Origin of the sequence: Sphingobium limneticum (assembly GCF_008710165.1) — a bacterium.
GTDB classification, from domain to species: Bacteria; Pseudomonadota; Alphaproteobacteria; order Sphingomonadales; family Sphingomonadaceae; genus Sphingobium; species Sphingobium limneticum.
On the sequence record NZ_VYQA01000008.1, the window covers coordinates 196,725 to 211,417 of the forward strand.

17 protein-coding genes are annotated in these 14,693 nt (G+C 63.4%); 15 read left to right on the forward strand and 2 right to left on the reverse strand.

The genetic code is table 11. The annotated features are described in order from the left end of the window. Positions 1-81 precede the first annotated feature (81 nt). The 3 genes from F4U95_RS12720 to F4U95_RS12730 are packed head-to-tail and all read left to right on the forward strand — an operon-like array spanning position 82 to position 3,414. Positions 82-1,203 (forward strand): Ppx/GppA phosphatase family protein, encoded by a 1,122-nt coding sequence (locus tag F4U95_RS12720; RefSeq protein ID WP_120251002.1) that lies wholly within the window; start codon positions 82-84, stop codon positions 1,201-1,203. Next, positions 1,200-1,883, forward strand: a complete 684-nt coding sequence (locus F4U95_RS12725) for an RlmE family RNA methyltransferase (RefSeq protein WP_120251001.1) — start codon at positions 1,200-1,202, stop codon at positions 1,881-1,883. The genes F4U95_RS12720 and F4U95_RS12725 overlap by 4 nt, the downstream gene beginning before the upstream one ends. Before the next feature lie 22 nt (positions 1,884-1,905). After that, positions 1,906-3,414 (forward strand): YifB family Mg chelatase-like AAA ATPase, encoded by a 1,509-nt coding sequence (locus F4U95_RS12730; protein ID WP_150425934.1) that lies wholly within the window; start codon positions 1,906-1,908, stop codon positions 3,412-3,414. Between the two features lie 121 nt (positions 3,415-3,535). On the opposite strand, the gene F4U95_RS12735 is transcribed toward F4U95_RS12730, so the two are convergent. Both F4U95_RS12735 and F4U95_RS12740 read right to left on the reverse strand, forming a co-directional pair. Beyond that, positions 3,536-3,913, reverse strand: coding sequence for a bactofilin family protein (locus tag F4U95_RS12735; RefSeq protein WP_172598784.1), 378 nt, complete (start codon positions 3,911-3,913; stop codon positions 3,536-3,538). Next, positions 3,894-5,063 (reverse strand): M23 family metallopeptidase, encoded by a 1,170-nt coding sequence (locus tag F4U95_RS12740; protein ID WP_150425935.1) that lies wholly within the window; start codon positions 5,061-5,063, stop codon positions 3,894-3,896. The genes F4U95_RS12735 and F4U95_RS12740 overlap by 20 nt, the downstream gene beginning before the upstream one ends. A gap of 491 nt (positions 5,064-5,554) precedes the next feature. Here F4U95_RS12740 and rpsL point away from each other — a divergent pair, with 491 nt between their 5' ends. The 12 genes from rpsL (at position 5,555) to rpsC (ending at position 14,685) form a co-directional block, all read left to right on the forward strand. Then, entirely contained in the window at positions 5,555-5,926 is a 372-nt protein-coding gene (gene rpsL, locus F4U95_RS12745) for a 30S ribosomal protein S12 (RefSeq protein ID WP_004208728.1), read from the forward strand. Between the two features lie 13 nt (positions 5,927-5,939). Beyond that, on the forward strand, positions 5,940-6,410 hold the full coding sequence (rpsG, locus tag F4U95_RS12750; protein WP_120250997.1) for a 30S ribosomal protein S7: 471 nt from the start codon (positions 5,940-5,942) through the stop codon (positions 6,408-6,410). A 158-nt stretch (positions 6,411-6,568) separates the two neighbouring features. Further along, the gene (fusA, locus tag F4U95_RS12755) at positions 6,569-8,662 is read left to right on the forward strand and encodes an elongation factor G (RefSeq protein ID WP_120250996.1); all 2,094 of its coding nucleotides are present in this window, start codon (positions 6,569-6,571) and stop codon (positions 8,660-8,662) included. Between the two features lie 137 nt (positions 8,663-8,799). Continuing rightward, positions 8,800-9,990 carry an elongation factor Tu gene (gene tuf / locus F4U95_RS12760; protein WP_120250995.1) on the forward strand — a complete coding sequence of 397 codons (1,191 nt, stop codon included), beginning with the start codon at positions 8,800-8,802 and terminating at the stop codon, positions 9,988-9,990. A 208-nt stretch (positions 9,991-10,198) separates the two neighbouring features. Further along, positions 10,199-10,507, forward strand: coding sequence for a 30S ribosomal protein S10 (gene rpsJ / locus F4U95_RS12765; RefSeq protein WP_007686587.1), 309 nt, complete (start codon positions 10,199-10,201; stop codon positions 10,505-10,507). A 287-nt stretch (positions 10,508-10,794) separates the two neighbouring features. Beyond that, complete coding sequence (gene rplC / locus F4U95_RS12770; protein WP_120250994.1) at positions 10,795-11,544, forward strand: 50S ribosomal protein L3; 750 nt, start codon at positions 10,795-10,797, stop codon at positions 11,542-11,544. 2 nt (positions 11,545-11,546) lie between these two features. Beyond that, on the forward strand, positions 11,547-12,170 hold the full coding sequence (gene rplD, locus F4U95_RS12775; RefSeq protein WP_120250993.1) for a 50S ribosomal protein L4: 624 nt from the start codon (positions 11,547-11,549) through the stop codon (positions 12,168-12,170). After that, positions 12,163-12,480 carry a 50S ribosomal protein L23 gene (locus F4U95_RS12780; protein ID WP_120250992.1) on the forward strand — a complete coding sequence of 106 codons (318 nt, stop codon included), beginning with the start codon at positions 12,163-12,165 and terminating at the stop codon, positions 12,478-12,480. Before rplD ends, F4U95_RS12780 begins: the two co-directional genes overlap by 8 nt. 1 nt (position 12,481) lies before the next feature. Continuing rightward, positions 12,482-13,318, forward strand: a complete 837-nt coding sequence (gene rplB, locus F4U95_RS12785; protein ID WP_120250991.1) for a 50S ribosomal protein L2 — start codon at positions 12,482-12,484, stop codon at positions 13,316-13,318. Positions 13,319-13,323: 5 nt separating this feature from the next. Then, positions 13,324-13,599: a 30S ribosomal protein S19 gene (gene rpsS, locus F4U95_RS12790; RefSeq protein ID WP_056691701.1), complete on the forward strand. Its 276-nt coding sequence runs from the start codon at positions 13,324-13,326 to the stop codon at positions 13,597-13,599. Continuing rightward, positions 13,599-13,985, forward strand: coding sequence for a 50S ribosomal protein L22 (rplV, locus tag F4U95_RS12795; RefSeq protein ID WP_056691698.1), 387 nt, complete (start codon positions 13,599-13,601; stop codon positions 13,983-13,985). The genes rpsS and rplV overlap by 1 nt, the downstream gene beginning before the upstream one ends. Before the next feature lie 4 nt (positions 13,986-13,989). Further along, positions 13,990-14,685, forward strand: a complete 696-nt coding sequence (gene rpsC / locus F4U95_RS12800) for a 30S ribosomal protein S3 (RefSeq protein WP_120250990.1) — start codon at positions 13,990-13,992, stop codon at positions 14,683-14,685. Positions 14,686-14,693 lie beyond the last annotated feature (8 nt).

Consider the following 14,693-nt stretch of genomic DNA (forward strand, 5'->3'; position numbering starts at 1 on the left):
ATCGCGGCATATCTGCCTAAGCATGGAGTCAAGTTCCGGCTCCGCTTTGGGGGCTGGCGATAAGCAGAAGTGAGTTACGGCATGGTGCAGCAGAGCCGCCCATCGCCGCAGAGTTCCGGCCCGGCCGGCCGTTATGCGGGCAAGCGCGCCCGTTCCGGTCCGGGCAATGGGAGCAAGGCTGCGGCCATTCCGCCCCCGCCGGTACAGCGGGGCCTTTCGCCCCATGGTGCGCGCGACCGTCGATCCTATGCCGCGATTGACCTGGGCACCAATAATTGCCGCCTGCTGATCGCCAAGCCGTCCGCCGACGGCTTCATCGTCGTCGATGCCTTTTCGCGGATCGTGCGTCTGGGCGAGGGGCTGGCCGCCACTGGCCGGATCAGCGACGCGGCGATCGACCGGGCCATTGCGGCGCTCTCCGTCTGTGCCGACAAGCTGCGCCGCCGTCATGTCACGCTGGCGCGATCGGTTGCGACCGAGGCCTGCCGCCGCGCGTCCAACGGCGCGGAATTCATCCAGCGGGTGTATAAGGAAACCGGCATCGCGCTCGACATCATCAGCGCGCAGGAAGAAGCGCGGCTGGCGGTGCTGGGCTGCCATGCGCTGCTGGAGCCGGGCGAAGGGCCGGCGCTGATCTTCGACATTGGCGGGGGATCGACCGAGCTGGTGCTGGTCGATTCGCACGGCACGACCGGCGCGCCGCGTATCGTCGATTGGGTGAGCGCGCCCTGGGGCGTGGTGTCGCTGACGGAGAGCGAAGCGTTCGACCATGGCAATGCCGCCGACCGGCTGGCTGCCTATGAACGAATGCGCGCGCGCGTGGCGGAGGCTTTTTCGCCCTTGGCCCGTCGCCTGCCCAAGGATGCGCAGGATATTCGGCTGCTCGGCACGTCGGGGACGGTGACGACGCTGGCCAGCCTGCATCTGGGCCTGCCGCGGTACGACCGGCAGGCGATCGACGGCCTGATCGTGCCGTGCGAATCGATGCGGGCGATTTCGGATCGCTTGTCCGGCATGAACCTGGCGGAACGGCAGAAACTGCCCTGCATCGGGACCGAACGGGCCGATCTGGTGGTGGCGGGCTGCGCCATTTTGGAATCGATCCTCGATATCTGGCCGGCGGAGCGACTTGGCGTCGCTGACCGCGGTATCAGAGAGGGTATTTTACGCGGGCTGATGGACCGCGACGGGAGAGTGATGTGAGAGGGTCTGGTGTCGGCAAGGTGCGGGTCAAGACCGCCAAGGGCCGTACGGCGCAGTCGGTGCGCTGGCTGGAGCGGCATCTGAACGATCCCTATGTCCGCAAGGCGAAGGCGGAAGGATGGCGCAGCCGCGCCGCATTCAAACTGATCGAGCTGGACGAGAAATTCCATTTCGTGAAGGGATCGAAGGCGGTCGTCGACCTTGGCGTCGCGCCGGGCGGATGGGCGCAGGTGGTGCGGAAAATGGCGCCGAAGGCTGCCGTGGTCGGCATCGACCTGCTGCCGGTCGATCCGATTGCGGGCGTCACTTTGTTCGAAATGGACTTCATGGACGACAAGGCGCCCGATGTGCTGCGTGAGGCGCTGGGGCAGGAGCCGGACCTGATCATTTCCGACATGGCGGCCAATACGGTCGGCCATGCCGCGACCGATCACCTGCGCACCATGGGGCTGGTCGAGGCGGCCGCCTGGTTCGCGGTGGAAAATCTGCGCAAGGGCGGCACCTTCGTCGCCAAGGTGTTTGCGGGCGGCACGGACGGCGAATTGCTGGTGCTGCTCAAGAAGAATTTCACGACGATCAAGCATGCCAAGCCGCCGGCCAGCCGCAAGGGCAGCGTCGAATGGTATGTCGTGGCACAGGGGTTCAAGGGGCGACCGGACGAAGGTACCGATCCAACCTGAGAAGAGCATAGCGGGGGGGCATTTGGTCGCAACGGTTTCGACGGTCGCCTATCTGGGGCTGGAGGCGCGCGCCGTGGAGGTGCAGTGCCAGCTGGTCCCCGGCCTCCCTAACTTCATTCTGGTCGGCCTGCCCGACAAGGCGGTAGCCGAAAGTCGCGAGCGGGTGCGCAATGCCATCGCCGCGATCGGCCTGTCGCTGCCGCCCAAGCGCATCACGATAAACCTTTCGCCCGCCGACCTGCCCAAGGAAGGATCGCATTTCGACCTGCCCATAGCGCTGGCCTTGCTGGGTGTGATGGGCGTGATCGATGCCGAGACGCTGTCGGGCTATGTGGTCGTGGGCGAACTGGGGCTGGACGGGCGGACCGCGCCGTCACCCGGCGTGCTGCTGGCCGCGCTCCATGCCGGCGAACAGGACAAGGGCCTGGTCTGTCCGGTGGCCCAAGGGGCAGAAGCCGCCTGGGCGGGCGAAGTGGAAGTGGTCGCCGCGCCGGATCTGCTGAGCCTGCTCAATCATTTCAAGGGGACGTCGGCGCTGTCGCCGCCGCAGCCGGGCGCGGTCGATGCGCCGGTGCGCACAGTGGATCTGAAACAGGTGAAGGGCCAGGAGGTCGCCAAGCGCGCGCTGGAGATTGCGGCAGCGGGTGGCCATAATTTGCTGATGGTCGGGCCGCCCGGCGCGGGCAAGTCGCTGATGGCGAGTTGCCTGCCGGGTATCCTCCCCGACATGACGCCGTCCGAGGCGCTGGAAAGCTCCATGGTGGCGAGCGTCGCCGGGACGCTGGAGGGCGGGCGGATCAGCCGGGCACGGCCCTATCGCAGCCCGCATCATAGTGCGTCGATGGCGGCGTTGGTCGGCGGGGGCCTGAAGGCGCGACCGGGCGAGGTCAGCATGGCGCATCTGGGCGTGCTGTTTCTGGATGAATTGCCGGAATTTCAGCGCACGGTGCTCGATTCGCTGCGCCAGCCGCTGGAGACGGGCGAAGTGACGGTGGCGCGGGCCAATGCGCATGTGACCTTCCCGGCGCGGGTGCAGTTGATCGCGGCGATGAATCCGTGCCGTTGCGGGCATCTCAGCGATCCGGCGCTGGCCTGTTCGCGCGCGCCGCGCTGTGCGGCGGATTATCAGGCGAAGGTGTCGGGGCCATTATTGGATCGTATCGACCTGCATGTCGAGGTGCAGGCGGTGACGGCCGCCGATCTGGTGCTGCCGCCGCCCGCCGAAGGATCGGCCGAGGTTGCAGCGCGGGTCGCGGCGGCGCGGAGCGTTCAGACGGCGCGCTATGCCGGGAGCAAGACGCGCACCAACGCCGAGGTGGATGGCGAACGGCTGGAGGAAGTCGCCGGGCCGGACGAGGCCGGACGGCAATTGCTGGCACAGGCGGCCGCCGCGATGAAGCTGTCGGCGCGCGGCTATACCCGCGTGCTGCGGGTGGCGCGCACGATCGCCGATCTCGCCGGGGCCGAGCGGGTGGGGCGCGTGCATGTGGCCGAGGCGTTGAGTTATCGGCGGAGGCCCCCGGTCAATTGAGGAGGGGCGGTTGCCGAGCAGGTTTGGTCTGCTTATCTTTAGCCCTCTCCCGTGAAAAACGGGAGAGGGCTAAAGATAAGCAGACCGTCGCATATCCACCCATGCCCGCCATTATGTCCGTTCAGCTGTCGCTGGTGATCAGCTTCAACTCGGTCGCGGGTGCATCGCTGTCCTTGGGGCGGAAGCGGCCTTCTACGCGGCTGCCCGGTTCGATCGTGATCCGTTCGTAGACGACGTCGCCGGTGATCCGGGCGCTGCTTTCCACCACCAGTTCGCCCGCCGTTATCGACCCATCGACCAGCCCCGCAAGGCGGGCGCTCTGCGCCGTCACATGGCCGGTGATTCGGCTGTCCGGTCCCTGCACCAATGCGGCGCAGCTGATATCGCCCTCGATCGCGCCATCGACATGGAGGTCAACGCTCGCGGTCAGATTGCCCGCGATGGTGACGTCACCGCCGATCAGCGAGAAGGGGATGGACTTACCCCCGGTCGCGGACATCGGCGAAACGGGCCGTGGCGATTTGCTGGACTTGGAGAACATCTTTGCGGGCCTCCAGAAAGGGGCGGGGATTGACGGCCTGGCCGTTCAGCCGAACCTCGAAATGCAGATGGGTGCCGGTCGATCGGCCAGTCGAGCCCATGCGGCCGATCGTGTCGCCGCGCGAAATCTTCTGGCCGACGCGGCTGGCGAAACCGGACAGGTGCGCATAGCGGGTCATGATGCCATTGCCATGCTCCACCTCGACCACATTGCCATAGCCCTGACGCTGGCCGACATAGCTGACCTTGCCATCGGCGGCGGCGTTGATCGGCTGGCCGTAGCGACCGGGAAAGTCGAGGCCGGCATGGAAAGCGGCATGGCCGTTGAACGGGTCGCGGCGATAGCCGTAGCTGCTGGTCAGCATCGGTGAACCGGTGGGCTGGCCCGAGGGAATGGTGAGCAGGCTGCGTTCCAGAAATTCCATGCGCGACATGGCGTCGGCAAGATCTTCCAGTTCGCCGGTCATCGCGCCCTTGTCGCCCTTCCAGGGGACGAAGGGACCACCTTGCGCGCGGGCGGCGCTGCGGGCGAGCGTGTCAGGATTGAGGCCGAAGCTGCGGATGGCGGCGGCGGCCTTGTCGGCGCGGCGCTCGACCGCATGGGTCAGCAGCAGGGCGAAGCGGCGCTGGCGCTGCTCCAGCTTCACCAGCGGCGCGGCTTCGGGCGCCATGCTGATCTTGGTGTTGAGCTGCTCCGCTTTGTCGCTTTTGTCCGCGTTCTTCTCTTCCCCGACCAGATCGGCGCCGGCGGCATTGCCGTCCTCAGCCCCGAAATGCGTCTTGTAGAGATCGTCCATGAAATCCTGGCGGGTCTTCAGATCCTGCGCCAGTTCCTCGACCGACTGGCGATAGCCTTCCACCTTGCTGGCGGCGCTGGCGACCGACTTTCCTTGCCGGGCGAGCGCGGCGCGCTGCTGCTCGACCGAGGCGCTGCTGGCGAACATGGAGACGGTGACGCCGGCCCAGCCGATCAGCGCGGCGGACAGCAGGCCCGCTGCGGCCAATTGCGCGCGGCGGGAGATACGGATGAATTTGACCTGGCCACCGGAGCGCAGGAAAATCTCCCGCTCAGGGCAGAGGGCGCTGATCCGGTCCCGGAGGCCGGCCATTCCCGTCTTCTTCTGATGCGACAATGCGACCCCGCGACTCTAAACCATGCTTCTTTTGCCCGCCGGGGCCGGTAGCAAAGCTTTGCACTGCGCGCGAATCCGCCATTGCGGACTCGTGACGAGTCGAAGTTCGAATGGGACGAAACGAGGATCGCGTGCATTGGTTCCGTCCGAATGACAGTATTTTTCACTTCCCGGAGCGTTTCGAGCGACAGGAATGAAGGTGCTGCGCCGATGGGCCAGGCGGCTTGCTTGACCGGATCGGTGCGCATCGCTATAGGCGCGGCTGCCCAGCGGCCCGGACGTGGGGAGACTCGCTCTCTTTCCGTCCTTTCTCTGGGCACTTTTTAGAGCTGAACATTGCCGGGTGCTCTTGCGGCTCCAGGGGCTTATGCCCACCGGGGCCTTTGCCGTTTGGTCGAATCTTTCGTCCGGACGGTGCAAAACGCGGGGACGTCCAGGTAAAGTAACTGAAAAAGGTGAAGGGCTTCATGCCAACAATCAACCAGCTGGTCCGCAAGGGCCGCGAGCTGCAGAAGACCAAGTCCAAGGTCCCTGCAATGGATGCGAACCCGCAAAAGCGCGGCGTTTGCACCCGCGTCTACACGACGACCCCGAAGAAGCCGAACTCGGCGCTTCGTAAGGTGGCGAAGGTGCGTCTGGTCAATCAGCGCGAAGTCATCACCTACATTCCGGGTGAAGGCCACAACCTTCAGGAGCACAGCGTTGTGCTGATCCGTGGCGGCCGCGTACGCGATCTTCCCGGTGTGCGTTACCACGTACTGCGCGGCGTTCTGGATACCCAGGGCGTCAAGGATCGTAAGCAGAGCCGTTCGAAGTACGGCGCGAAGCGTCCGAAGTAAGGGAGACTAGAATATGTCACGTCGTCGTCGCCCCGAAAAGCGCATCATCCTGCCCGATCCCAAGTTCGGTGATATCGTGCTGTCGAAGTTCATGAACAGCATCATGCAGGACGGCAAGAAGGCCGTTGCGGAATCGATCGTCTATGGTGCCCTCGACACTGTCGAGACCCGCGCCAAAAAGGATCCGATCGGTCTGTTCCATGATGCGCTGAACAACATCAAGCCCGGCATCGAAGTCCGCAGCCGCCGTGTCGGCGGTGCGACCTATCAGGTGCCTGTCGAAGTTCGTCCCGAACGTTCGCAGGCCCTGGCGATTCGCTGGCTGATCACCGCCGCGCGCAACCGCAGCGAAACCACGATGGCCGCGCGCCTTTCGGGTGAGCTGCTGGACGCCGCCAACAACCGCGGCAATGCCGTGAAGAAGCGCGAAGACACGCACCGCATGGCGGAAGCGAACCGCGCCTTCTCGCACTACCGCTGGTAATATCGGACGGGCGCCGCAAGGTGCCCGTTTCGACATTCGGCACTCAAAATCGGTCCGTTCGCCATGGGTGGCTACCCATGGCGAACGGATTGGTTTAGGGGCCACGCGCAGAAAAACGAATCCCCTCACCGCCGGTGCGCCGGCAACGGAGAAGCATCATGGCCCGCAGCCATCCGCTCGAACATTATCGTAACTTCGGTATCATGGCGCATATCGACGCCGGCAAGACCACCACGACCGAGCGTATCCTTTACTATACCGGCAAGTCCTACAAGATCGGCGAAGTCCATGACGGCGCCGCGACCATGGACTGGATGGAGCAGGAGCAGGAGCGTGGTATCACCATCACGTCGGCTGCGACGACGTGCGTGTGGAAGGCCGCAGAGGGCAAGGGCCCCGAGCATCGCCTGAACATCATCGACACCCCCGGCCACGTCGACTTCACCATCGAAGTCGAACGTTCGCTGCGCGTGCTCGACGGCGCGGTCGCCGCGTTCGACGGCGTTGCCGGCGTTGAGCCGCAGTCGGAAACCGTGTGGCGCCAGGCGGACAAGTACAAGGTTCCGCGGATGTGCTTCATCAACAAGCTCGACCGCACCGGTGCCAACTTCTATTATTGCGTACAGACGATCATCGATCGCCTGGGCGCGACCCCGGCCGTCCTGTACCTGCCCATCGGCGCCGAAGCCGATTTCAAGGGCCTGGTCGATCTGGTCGAAAACCGTGCGATCATCTGGAAGGATGAAAGCCTGGGCGCCGAATTCTCCTATGAAGAGATTCCGGCCGACCTGGCTGACAAGGCTGCCGAATATCGCGAAAAGCTGATCGAGCTCGCCGTCGAACAGGACGACGAGGCGATGGAAGCCTATCTGGAAGGCAATGAGCCGGATGTCGCGACCCTCAAGAAGCTGATCCGCAAGGGTACGCTGGGTCAGGCCTTCGTGCCGGTGCTGTGTGGTTCGGCGTTCAAGAACAAGGGCGTTCAGCCCCTGCTCGACGCGGTCGTCGATTATCTGCCTTCGCCGCTCGACATCGAAGACGTGCAGGGCATCAACCCCGACACCGACGAACCTGATAGCCGTGCGACCGCGGACGACGCACCCTTCTCGGGCCTGGCGTTCAAGATCATGAACGATCCCTTCGTCGGCTCGCTGACCTTCCTGCGCGTCTATTCGGGCACCCTGACCAAGGGCACGTACCTGAACTCGGTCAAGGACAAGAAGGAAAAGATCGGCCGCATGCTGCTGATGCATGCCAACAGCCGTGAAGATATCGATGCGGCCTATGCCGGCGACATCGTCGCGCTGGCCGGCATGAAGGAAACCACCACCGGTGATACGCTGTGCGCCGAGCGCCAGCCGATCATTCTGGAGCGGATGGAATTCCCCGAGCCGGTCATCGAGCTGTCGGTGGAACCCAAGACCAAGGCCGACCAGGAAAAGATGGGCGTCGCGCTCAACCGCCTGGCCGCCGAAGATCCCTCGTTCCGTGTGTCGACCGATCACGAATCGGGCCAGACCATCATCAAGGGCATGGGCGAACTTCACCTCGAAATCCTGGTCGACCGCATGAAGCGCGAGTTCAAGGTCGAGGCGAATGTCGGTGCGCCGCAGGTGGCCTATCGCGAATATCTCAAGAAGCCGGTCGACATCGACTACACCCACAAGAAGCAGTCGGGTGGCACCGGCCAGTTCGGCCGCGTCAAGGTGAAGCTGACGCCGGGCGAGCGCGGTGCGGGCATCCTGTTCAAGGATGAGATCAAGGGCGGCAATATTCCCAAGGAATATATCCCCGCGATCGAAAAGGGCTTCCGCGAAACGGCAGCGACCGGTTCGCTGATCGGCTTCCCGATCATCGACTTCGAGATCGTGCTGTATGACGGCGCCTATCATGACGTCGACTCGTCGGCGCTGGCGTTCGAAATCTGTGCCCGCGCCGCGATGCGCGAAGCGGCGCAGAAGTCGGGCATCACCCTGCTCGAACCGGTCATGAAGGTCGAAGTCGTGACCCCGGAAGAATATCTGGGCGACGTCATCGGCGACATGAACAGCCGTCGTGGCCAGATCCAGGGCACCGACACGCGCGGCAACGCACAGATCGTCGAGGCCATGGTGCCGCTGGCGAACATGTTCGGCTATGTGAACTCGCTGCGTTCCTTCACCCAGGGGCGTGCGAATTACTCGATGACCTTCTCGCACTATGACGAAGTGCCGCAGAATGTGGCGGATGAAGTCAAGGCGAAGATGGCCTGATGATTTTCCCGGGCCGAGCCGTGCAAGCGGCTCGGTTAGGGGCTGGTAATCTGTAAATTTGCTGCTATGGACGCGCCTTCGCGAGGCGCGGCCGAGCGGTCAGACCCAAGCTGATTTTGATTAGAAGGTAGGATAAAATGGCTAAGGCTAAGTTTGAGCGGAATAAGCCGCACTGCAACATCGGCACCATCGGTCACGTTGACCATGGCAAGACCTCGCTGACCGCAGCGATCACCAAGGTGCTGGCCGAAACCGGCGGCGCGACCTTTACGTCGTACGACAACATCGACAAGGCTCCCGAAGAGCGCGAGCGCGGCATCACCATTTCGACCGCCCACGTCGAATATGAAACCGAAGCCCGCCACTACGCGCACGTCGATTGCCCGGGTCACGCTGACTATGTGAAGAACATGATCACCGGTGCCGCCCAGATGGACGGCGCGATCCTGGTCGTTTCGGCCACCGACGGCCCGATGCCCCAGACCCGTGAGCACATCCTGCTCGCCCGTCAGGTTGGCGTTCCGCAGCTCGTCGTGTTCATGAACAAGGTCGACCTGGTCGACGACGCCGAAATCCTCGAGCTGGTCGAGCTGGAAATCCGTGAGCTGCTCAGCAGCTACGATTTCGACGGCGACAACATCCCCGTCATCCCGGGTTCGGCTGTTGCTGCCCTTCAGGACAAGACCCCTGAAATCGGCCACGACGCTGTTCTCAAGCTGATGGCTGCCGTCGACAGCTTCATCCCGCAGCCCGAGCGTCCGGTTGACAAGCCCTTCCTGATGCCGATCGAAGACGTGTTCTCGATCTCGGGTCGTGGTACCGTCGTGACCGGCCGCGTCGAAACCGGCATCATCAAGGTTGGTGAAGAAGTCGAAATCGTCGGCCTCAAGGACACCAGCAAGACCACCGTCACCGGCGTGGAAATGTTCCGCAAGCTGCTCGACGAAGGTCGTGCAGGCGACAACATCGGCGCCCTGGTGCGCGGCACGAAGCGTGAAGAAGTTGAGCGTGGTCAGGTTCTGGCCAAGCCCGGCACCATCACCCCGCACACCGAATTCGACGCCGAAGTGTACGTGCTGTCGAAGGAAGAAGGCGGTCGCCACACCCCGTTCTTCGCGAACTATCGTCCGCAGTTCTACTTCCGCACCACCGACGTGACCGGCGAAGTGATCCTGCCCGAAGGCACCGAAATGGTCATGCCTGGCGACAACGTGAAGCTCGGCATCAAGCTGATCGCCCCGATCGCTATGGATCCGGGTCTGCGCTTCGCCATCCGTGAAGGCGGTCGTACCGTCGGCGCAGGGGTTGTCGGCACGATCTCGAAGTAATATAGGACCGCAGCGGCGCGAATCGTCCGATTCGCGCCGCTGAGGATTTTAACCGCCCCGGATCGCCTTTCTCCGGCTCGCAAGAGCTAGAAGGGCAGTTTACGGGGCGGATATTTTTTGTTGGCGCATTTTTACAAATCATCGGCTGCTCCGGCTGATTTTTGAAAATGCTCTACGTTTTTGGCTCTTTCGCATCGGTACAGGAACTATGGACAGCAACATCCGCATTCGCCTCAAGGCGTTCGATCATCGCGTGCTCGATCAGGCGACCGGCGACATCGCCGACACCGCCCGCCGCACCGGCGCCCTTATTCGCGGTCCGATTCCCCTTCCGACGCGCATCGAAAAGTTCACGGTCAACCGTGGTCCGCACATCGACAAGAAGTCGCGCGAGCAGTTCGAAGTCCGCACCTACAAGCGTATGCTTGACATTGTGCAGCCGACGCCGCAGACGGTCGACGCGCTGATGAAGCTGGACCTGGCTGCCGGCGTGAACGTCGAAATCAAGCTGGCCTAAACGCCGGCAAGTCCCTGCCTTCCTTTTGGAGGGCAGGGTATCGGGTATTCTGGACCTCTGATTTTCAAGAGGGGCGGAAGCTCAAACGACACAAGGGATACCGCGCGACGCCAGTAAGCTGGAGAGGTCGCGGTTCTGGTCCCCCGTCGCTGTTCCCGAGAGGGGGTGGCATCCAACCCGGACGGGGTGATCTAAACATTGGGTTGGGCCGCGAAGCAGAGATGCTGAGCGGTTTTTTCGTTGGATACGCCCGCTGCTAAGGCGGGCCTCTATGGGAGTAACAAGTGATGCGCACAGGCGTGATCGCTAAGAAAGTCGGGATGACCCGTCTGTTCCAGGAGGACGGACGTCACATTCCAGTTACGGTTCTGGCCCTCGAGGGCAACCAGGTCGTGGCACGCAAGGATGTCGACAGCGATGGCTATGTGGCCGTTCAGCTCGGTGCTGGCGTTGCCAAGGTGAAGAATGTTGCCAAGCCGCAGCGTGGCCACTTCGCCAAGGCCGAAGTCGAGCCCAAGGCTCGCCTGGTCGAATTCCGCGTCGCCGAGGATGCTCTCCTCGATGTCGGCGTTGAAATCGCCGCTGACCATTTCATCGCCGGCCAGCTGGTCGACGTTGCAGGGCACACCCAGGGTAAGGGTTTTGCCGGTGCCATGAAGCGTTGGGGCTTCGGCGGTATGCGCGCCACGCACGGCGTGTCGATCAGCCATCGTGCCCATGGTTCGACTGGTAACCGTCAGGATCCGGGTCGCGTCTTCAAGAACAAGAAGATGGCCGGCCACATGGGTGACCGCGAGCGCACGCAGCAGAACCTCGAAATCGTCCGCACGGACGTCGAGCGTGGCCTGCTGTTCGTCAAGGGTTCGGTCCCCGGTGCCAAGGGCACCTGGTTGACCGTGAGCGACGCCGTCAAGGTGAAGCGCCCGGCTGACGCTCCCTATCCGGCCAGCCTGAAGGCTGCCGCCAACAGCAACACCGCTGCCGAGACGCCTGCTGAAGCAGTCGCTCCCGAAGCGACCGAAGGCCAGGAGGGCTAATCATGAAGGTCAATGTACAGACCCTCGACGCGCAGGCCGCCGGCGAACTGGAGCTGAATGACGACGTGTTCGGTCTGGAACCGCGCGCCGACATCCTGCACCGCGTCGTCACCTGGCAGCTCGAAAAGCGTCGTGGCACCGCCCGCGGTACCCGCGAGCGTTCCGACGTCGCCCGTACCGGCAAGAAGTTCGGTCGCCAGAAGGGCGGCGGTACCGCTCGTCACGGCGATCGCCGCGCGCCGATCTTCATCGGTGGTGGTAAGGCTCACGGTGCCCGCGTTCGCGACTTCAACCCCTCGCTGAACAAGAAGGTTCGCGCGCTGGGTCTGAAGATGGCGCTGTCTTCGAAGGTCAAGGCGGGAACGCTGACGATCATCGACAGCCTGGACGTGGCTGAAGGCAAGACCAAGGCGCTGGTCGCCAACCTTGCCAAGCTGAACCTGACCAAGGTGCTGTTCATCGACGGCGACGCCGTGAACATCAGCTTCGCGAAGGCTTCGGCGAACATCATCGGCGTGGACCTGCTCCCTGCCGTTGGCGCCAATGTCTATGACATCCTGAAGGCCGACTCGCTGGTGCTCACCCGCGCCGCGGTCGAAAAGCTGGAGGCCCGTTTCAATGGCTAAAAAAGAAGCCGCGGCCGTCGCCAACCGTCACTATGACGTCGTTGTCGCCCCGCACATCACCGAGAAGTCGACTCTTCTCTCCGAGAACAACGCCGTGGTCTTCAAGGTCGCTGGCGATGCGTCGAAGCCGGAGATCAAGGCTGCCGTCGAGGCGATCTGGGGCGTCGAAGTCAAGAGCGTCAACACGCTGGTGACCAAGGGCAAGACGAAGCGCTGGAAGGGCAAGCCCTACACGCGTTCGGACGTGAAGAAGGCGATCGTCCGCCTGGCCGAAGGCCAGTCGATCGATATCACCGAGGGAGTCCGCTAAGATGGCTCTTAAGCATTATAACCCGACCAGCCCGGCCCGCCGCGGCCTGATCCTGGTCGACAAGTCGAGCCTGCATAAGGGTAAGCCCGTCAAGGCGCTGACCGAAGGCAAGCGCAAGACCGGTGGCCGTAACAACAAGGGTCATGTGACCTCGCGTGGTATCGGTGGCGGTCACAAGCAGCGCTATCGTATCATCGACTTCAAGCGTCGCTTGTGGGATGTCGAAGGTACGGTCGAGCGTCTGGAATATGACCCCAACCGCACCGCCTTCATCGCGCTGGTCAACTATCCTGACGGTACGCAGTCCTACATCATCGCGCCGCAGCGTCTTGCGCCCGGTGACAAGGTCATCGCCGGCAAGAAGACCGACGTGAAGCCGGGCAACGCGATGGAACTGGGTCAGATGCCGGTCGGCACGATCATCCACAACATCGAAATGAAGCCGGGCAAGGGCGCGCAGCTCTGCCGTTCGGCGGGCACCTATGCCCAGCTGGTCGGTCGTGATCGCGGCATGGTGATGGTGCGTTTGTCCTCGGGGGAACAGCGCTACATCCGTTCGGACTGCATGGGCACCATCGGCGCCGTTTCGAACCCCGACAATGGCAACACCAATCTTGCCAAGGCTGGCCGCAACCGTTGGAACGGCATCCGCCCGCTGACGCGCGGTGTCGCCAAGAACCCGGTCGATCACCCGCATGGTGGTGGTGAAGGCCGCACCTCGGGCGGCCGTCATCCGGTTACCCCGTGGGGCAAGCCGACCAAGGGTGCTCGCACCCGCCACAACAAGGCGACGGACAAGTTCATCATCCGTAGCCGCCACGCGAAGAAGAAGAGGTAAGCGAGATGGCTCGTTCCGTCTGGAAAGGTCCGTTCGTGGACCTCAGCCTTCTGAAGAAGGCGGAAGCCGCGCAGGACGCGGGTGGCCGTGCGCCGATCAAGACCTGGTCGCGTCGTTCCACCATCCTGCCGCAGTTCGTCGGCCTGACGTTCAGCGTCTATAATGGTCGTAAGCATGTTCCGGTTTCCGTGAACGAGGATATGGTGGGTCACAAGCTGGGCGAATTCGCCCCGACCCGCTTCTTCCCCGGCCACGCCGCCGACAAGAAGGGCAAGCGCTAATGAGCAAGCCTAAGGCTCCCCGTCGCGTCGCCGACAATGAGGCTCTGGCCGTCGGCACGCAGATCCGCGGTTCGGCCCAGAAGCTGAACCTGGTTGCCACGCTGATCCGCGGCCGCAAGGTCGAAGAGGCGCTGAACATCCTCGCTTTCTCCAAGAAGGCGATGGCTGTCGACGTGCGCAAGGTGCTGGCTTCGGCCATCGCCAATGCGGAAAACAACCACAATCTCGACGTCGACTCGCTGGTCGTCGCGGAAGCATCGGTCGGCAAGGCGTTCACGCTGAAGCGCTTCCATGCTCGCGGCCGCGGCAAGTCGACCCGGATCCTCAAGCCCTACAGCCGCGTGCGCATCGTCGTGCGTGAAGCTGGCGAAGAAGCGGAGGCGTAAGCACATGGGTCACAAGAGCAATCCGATCGGTCTGCGTCTCCAGATCAACCGTACCTGGGACAGCCGCTGGTTCGCCGAAGGTGCCGACTATGGTCGCCTGCTGCTGGAAGATCTCAAGATCCGCCAGTTCATCTTCAAGAACCTGCCGCAGGCAGCGATCTCGAAGGTGGTCATCGAGCGTCCGGCCAAGCTGTGCCGCGTGTCGATCTATGCCGCTCGTCCGGGCGTCATCATCGGCAAGAAGGGCGCGGACATCGAAAAGCTGCGCCGCAAGCTGGGTGCGCTGACCTCGTCCGACGTGTCGCTGAACATCGTCGAAATCCGCAAGCCGGAAATCGATTCGAAGCTCGTCGCTCAGGGTATCGCCGATCAGCTGGAACGCCGCGTTGCTTTCCGTCGCGCCATGAAGCGTGCGGTGCAGTCGGCCCTGCGTCTGGGTGCCGAAGGCATCAAGATCACCTGCGGCGGCCGTCTGGGCGGCGCGGAGATCGCGCGCGTCGAATGGTATCGCGAAGGCCGCGTTCCGCTGCACACGCTGCGTGCGAACGTCGACTATGCCGAAGCCACGGCGCACACCGCCTATGGCGTTTGCGGCATCAAGGTCTGGATCTTCAAGGGCGAAATCCTTGGTCACGATCCGTTCGCGACCGACCGGCTGATGCTGGAGGCTCAGACCTCCGGCGTGCGCCCGGCGCGCTGAAGATAAGA

What these genes read in the sequence shown, in the direction of transcription:
- F4U95_RS12720 (WP_120251002.1), top strand. Translation starts at nt 82, where the DNA reads ATGGTGCAGCAGAGCCGCCCATCGCCGCAGAGTTCCGGCCCGGCCGGC.
- F4U95_RS12735 (WP_172598784.1), bottom strand. Translation starts at nt 3,913, where the DNA reads ATGTCCGCGACCGGGGGTAAGTCCATCCCCTTCTCGCTGATCGGCGGT.
- F4U95_RS12740 (WP_150425935.1), bottom strand. Translation starts at nt 5,063, where the DNA reads ATGGCCGGCCTCCGGGACCGGATCAGCGCCCTCTGCCCTGAGCGGGAG.
- rpsL (WP_004208728.1), top strand. Translation starts at nt 5,555, where the DNA reads ATGCCAACAATCAACCAGCTGGTCCGCAAGGGCCGCGAGCTGCAGAAG.
- rpsG (WP_120250997.1), top strand. Translation starts at nt 5,940, where the DNA reads ATGTCACGTCGTCGTCGCCCCGAAAAGCGCATCATCCTGCCCGATCCC.
- fusA (WP_120250996.1), top strand. Translation starts at nt 6,569, where the DNA reads ATGGCCCGCAGCCATCCGCTCGAACATTATCGTAACTTCGGTATCATG.
- tuf (WP_120250995.1), top strand. Translation starts at nt 8,800, where the DNA reads ATGGCTAAGGCTAAGTTTGAGCGGAATAAGCCGCACTGCAACATCGGC.
- rpsJ (WP_007686587.1), top strand. Translation starts at nt 10,199, where the DNA reads ATGGACAGCAACATCCGCATTCGCCTCAAGGCGTTCGATCATCGCGTG.
- rplC (WP_120250994.1), top strand. Translation starts at nt 10,795, where the DNA reads ATGCGCACAGGCGTGATCGCTAAGAAAGTCGGGATGACCCGTCTGTTC.
- rplD (WP_120250993.1), top strand. Translation starts at nt 11,547, where the DNA reads ATGAAGGTCAATGTACAGACCCTCGACGCGCAGGCCGCCGGCGAACTG.
- F4U95_RS12780 (WP_120250992.1), top strand. Translation starts at nt 12,163, where the DNA reads ATGGCTAAAAAAGAAGCCGCGGCCGTCGCCAACCGTCACTATGACGTC.
- rplB (WP_120250991.1), top strand. Translation starts at nt 12,482, where the DNA reads ATGGCTCTTAAGCATTATAACCCGACCAGCCCGGCCCGCCGCGGCCTG.
- rpsS (WP_056691701.1), top strand. Translation starts at nt 13,324, where the DNA reads ATGGCTCGTTCCGTCTGGAAAGGTCCGTTCGTGGACCTCAGCCTTCTG.
- rplV (WP_056691698.1), top strand. Translation starts at nt 13,599, where the DNA reads ATGAGCAAGCCTAAGGCTCCCCGTCGCGTCGCCGACAATGAGGCTCTG.
- rpsC (WP_120250990.1), top strand. Translation starts at nt 13,990, where the DNA reads ATGGGTCACAAGAGCAATCCGATCGGTCTGCGTCTCCAGATCAACCGT.